Annotated in this window: 4 protein-coding genes; 3 read left to right on the plus strand and 1 reads right to left on the minus strand. The window is 54.5% G+C overall.

What is annotated here, in order from left to right; genetic code table 11:
* Window positions 1–142 precede the first annotated feature (142 nt).
* From RT018_RS02895 to RT018_RS02905, 3 genes are all read left to right on the plus strand, one after another.
* Window positions 143–622: a chemotaxis protein CheD gene (locus RT018_RS02895; RefSeq protein WP_312939050.1), complete on the plus strand. Its 480-nt coding sequence runs from the start codon at window positions 143–145 to the stop codon at window positions 620–622.
* 120 nt (window positions 623–742) lie between these two features.
* Window positions 743–1,675, plus strand: coding sequence for a chemotaxis protein (locus tag RT018_RS02900; protein ID WP_312939052.1), 933 nt, complete (start codon window positions 743–745; stop codon window positions 1,673–1,675).
* Window positions 1,676–1,690: 15 nt separating this feature from the next.
* A complete protein-coding gene (locus RT018_RS02905; RefSeq protein WP_312939055.1) occupies window positions 1,691–2,959 on the plus strand; it encodes an HDOD domain-containing protein in 1,269 nt (422 codons plus the stop codon).
* A 336-nt stretch (window positions 2,960–3,295) separates the two neighbouring features.
* Here RT018_RS02905 and RT018_RS02910 read toward each other — a convergent pair.
* A partial coding sequence (locus RT018_RS02910) for a flagellin (protein ID WP_312939057.1) occupies window positions 3,296–3,980 on the minus strand: 685 nt, incomplete at its 5' end.

Here is a 3,980-nt window from a genome sequence, read left to right on the forward strand (position 1 = left end):
GCGGCTTATGGCGGCCAGTCGGACTATATCATGACCATTGGCGGTAACTTTGTGTGCGACGGGAAGCAGGTTCCCTGCCGGTTGCTGCTCTCGCCGGATATCCGGTCTTTAAACTTCCTCCTGCGAAAGTTGGGCGTAATGGATGAATGACAAGCTGATTGTCGGCATTGCCGACATGAAACTGGCGCAGGACGGTGAAAAACTCATTACCTATGCGCTGGGTTCCTGCATCGGAATCTGCCTATACGAGCCCAATCGCCATCTGGCAGCGCTGATTCACATTATGTTGCCGCTGAATATGGAAACCGGGCGGAAAAACACCTATAAATATGCGGATACCGGCATCCGCGCCACACTGCGGGAGATGGAGATGAAGGGCGCCTGCCGAGCCGCCATTACGGCGAAAATCGCAGGCGGGGCCCGCATGTTTGAGGTATCGGGCGGCAGTCTTGGCAATATCGGACAGCGCAACGGAGAAAGCGTTCGTCAAATTTTGAAAATGGAAAAGATCCGACTGGTCTGGGAGGATTTGGGCGGCACAGTTGCCCGCACCATGGAATTTGACGGCGCCACGGGAAACGGAATTATCCGGTCCTATGGATATCCGGAAATTAAATTCTAAACTGGTGGCTTATGGGGACTTCCCCTAATTAAATAAACAGTGTGCTGCGCCGGGAACCGACACGCCCGCAGAGCCGGATTTCTCCGGCAAATGGGCGGGCACCGTGAAAGGAATGACGTTATGGGACAGAGCAACAGCAATATTTTGCTGGAAACGGGGACCAATGAAATTGAAATTATGGAGTTCACCGTCAATGACAATCTCTTCGGCATCAATGTGGCAAAGGTCCGGGAAATTATGCTATCCGCGCCGGTGAAGTCTATGCCTCACGTTCACCCGGCGGTGGAGGGCATTTTTAAGCCGAGGGATCAGGTGATCACGGTCATTAACCTGCCGAGATTTCTGGTGGACACGGATGTGGAGAAGCAGGCAAAGGACTTGTTTATCGTCACGAATTTCAATATGATGTACGTCGCTTTCCGGGTCCACAGTGTGGTGGGCATCAGCCGTATCTCTTGGCGGGACATTCAAAAGCCGGACAAGACGATCTCTGGCAGCGCGGACGGCGTGGCCACCGGTATCGCCCAGTGCGGTGACGATTTGGTGACGATTCTGGACTTTGAGAAGATTGTTGCGGAGATTGCTCCGGAAACCTCCATTCAGGTTAATGAAATCGACCAGATGGGCCCCCGGGATCGCAGCGACCGGCCCATTTACATTGCGGAGGATTCCCTCCTTCTGAGCCAGATGATTCGGGAGGCGCTGGGCAAGGCGGGTTATACGAATCTGCACGCCTATCCCAACGGGCAGGAATTGTGGGACGAGCTGCTACAGATGAAGGCCCAGGGAATAGCGCCGGAGGAAGTGGCCATGGTCATCACCGATATTGAAATGCCCCAGATGGACGGGCATCACTTGACAAAGCTCATCAAGGACGACCTGCTTCTGCGGAAAATCCCCGTGGTGTTGTTCTCCTCCCTGATTTCCGAGGAAATGAGGATTAAGGGCAAGCAGGTGGGCGCGGACGAGCAGCTTTCCAAGCCTGAAATCGGACACTTGGTATCCGTCATGGACCAGCTTTTGAGCAAGGCGGTCTCGACGAAAAAAGCATGAAAGCGATGAGTGGGAATGAGAAAGGACCGAAATAAGAACAAGTATATCGTCCGCCAGCCCATCCGAAATGCGCAAAAGCAGACCATTGGCTATGAAATTTTGTACCACGGAGAAAATCAGGCGTTTTGCGGACTGATGAACGACAAGGAATTTGCCGCCGCAGATACGGTGTATAACTTCCTGATTCAAAATACGGACAAGATTTTAAAGGGATCGTTTTACTTCATGACCTTCACGGCCACGCTGCTGCTGAAAAAAACGCCGGACCTGTTTGACCGGTCGGAACTGGTGATTCAGATTGACGACAGCGTGATGATTCATCCGGCGGCGCTTTCTGCCGTGCATGAATATGCAGCCAAGGGCTATCGCATTGCGGTGAACGAGTTTCAGTTTCTGCCCCGATATCTGGCCTTGCTCGACACCATCGACTATCTCAAGCTGAATTTTTCCACCACCAGCGAAGAAAAGCTTAAAAATATCATCGAGATTGCCCACAGTTTGAAAAAACTGTGTATTGCCACCAATGTGGACACGGAAGAGCTGTACGCCAAGGCGGAGGAGCTGGGCGTGGACGCCATGGAGGGCACCCGCGTGGCTGAGAAGCTTTCCACCAAGATTCACAACAGCGGCTATCTGCAAAGCAATTTCTTCCGCCTGATTGTGGCCATGAGCCGGGAAGAGCCAGAGATTGGCGAGGTGGAGGAACTGATTTCCATAGACGCCACCTTGAGCTATGCGCTGCTGCGGCTGGCCAACTCCTGCTATTTCGCCCGCCGCAACCGGGCCACCACCGTGCGTCAGGCCATTATGACCGTGGGGCTGAATCAGCTTCGCCAATGGGTGTATCTTCTCAGCGCCAACAACGCAGAGAACGAAATGGACAAGGACGCGGAGGAATTTTTGAAGCTGTCCCTCCTGCGGGGAACCTTTTGCAGCAAGCTGATGAAGTATGCCACCGGCATGACCATTTCCACCTCCGATGCATACCTTATGGGTATGTTCTCCACGCTACACTATCTGATTGACGCGCCCATGGAGGAAATATTGGAGGAGATTCCAGTTCCGGAGGCTGTCAAGGCCGCGTTGCTGCACCGCGAGGGCAGAGCCGGCCAGCTCTTCGAGCTGGCACTGTGCTATGAGCGGGCGGACTGGAACGGTGTTGCCGCCGCCACTGAGGCGCTGGGCATCCCGGCGAACTTGCTTACCGGTACTTACTTTGCCTGTGTGGACGACGTGAACAGCATCTGGACGCAAGTGACTAACCCTCGCCCAGACGAAGGCTGAGCCAGCATTGAAAACATGAAGAGCGCTCCTTTTCTGCAATTAAGCAGAGGAGGAGCGCCTTTATTGGCATATTGAGCGACTGCTTGTAAAAGCGCCCGTTTTTCACGTTTGTACAAAAAGTTCCCGCCGCATACGCGGCGGGAGCTTTTTCGTGCTTGTCTCGCAGCCCTCGTCCCTTCGGTGGAAAATACGAAGCATTTTCTTCCGACGCGCCCCCGTCTCTCTCTTCCCGCGAAAGCGCAGCGCGCTTTCGCGGGATAGAGGAGGAGCAAGGGAATGAAGCGACGTTTTCGCCCCAAGGCGGAAACAGAGCGAAATGGACGTTGCTCCGACGACTTACTGCAGCAGCTGCAGCACGCCCTGAGGAACCTGGTTGGCCTGAGCCAGCATGGCCTGCGCAGACTGAACCAGGATGTTGTTCTTGGTGTAGGACATCATTTCCTTGGCCACATCCACGTCGCGGACGGTGGACTCGGCGTCCTGGATGTTCTCGGTCATGACGCCCAGGTTGTTGATGGTGTGGTCCAGACGGTTCTGCAGAGCGCCCAGATTACCACGGGTGGAGGAAACGCTGTTGATGGCGCTCTTCAGCTTATCGATGGCGGCAGAAGCACCCTCCTGGGTGGAGATATCGATGCCGCCGATGCCCAGAGACTTTGCGTGCATATCGCCCACGGATACAGTCAGTTTGTTGAAGCTCTCGGCGGTGTCACCGATCTGCAGCGTCAGACCCTTGCCGGAACCGGCGGGTTTGGTACCTTCCACGGCCTTAAAGTTGACCTGAGTGGCGGTGGAGCCGTCAACCTTGGCCCCTTCGTAGCCCAATTTGATGTTAACAACTTCCGCCAGCTTGGTGGCATCAGCACCGACCAGCGCATTGTTCTTGGCAACAGAGGCCTCGATAATAGTCACATCGTCACCCAGCGCGGTCTTAGCAGCGTCGGTCTCGCCCTGAGCAGCAAAAGCAAACTTCTTCCCGTCGATCTCAAAAACGACATCCTCAGCCTTGGTGGAGTTATTG

The sequence above is a fragment of the Oscillibacter sp. genome, from assembly GCF_032060045.1.
GTDB lineage: Bacteria > Bacillota > Clostridia > Oscillospirales > Oscillospiraceae > Oscillibacter.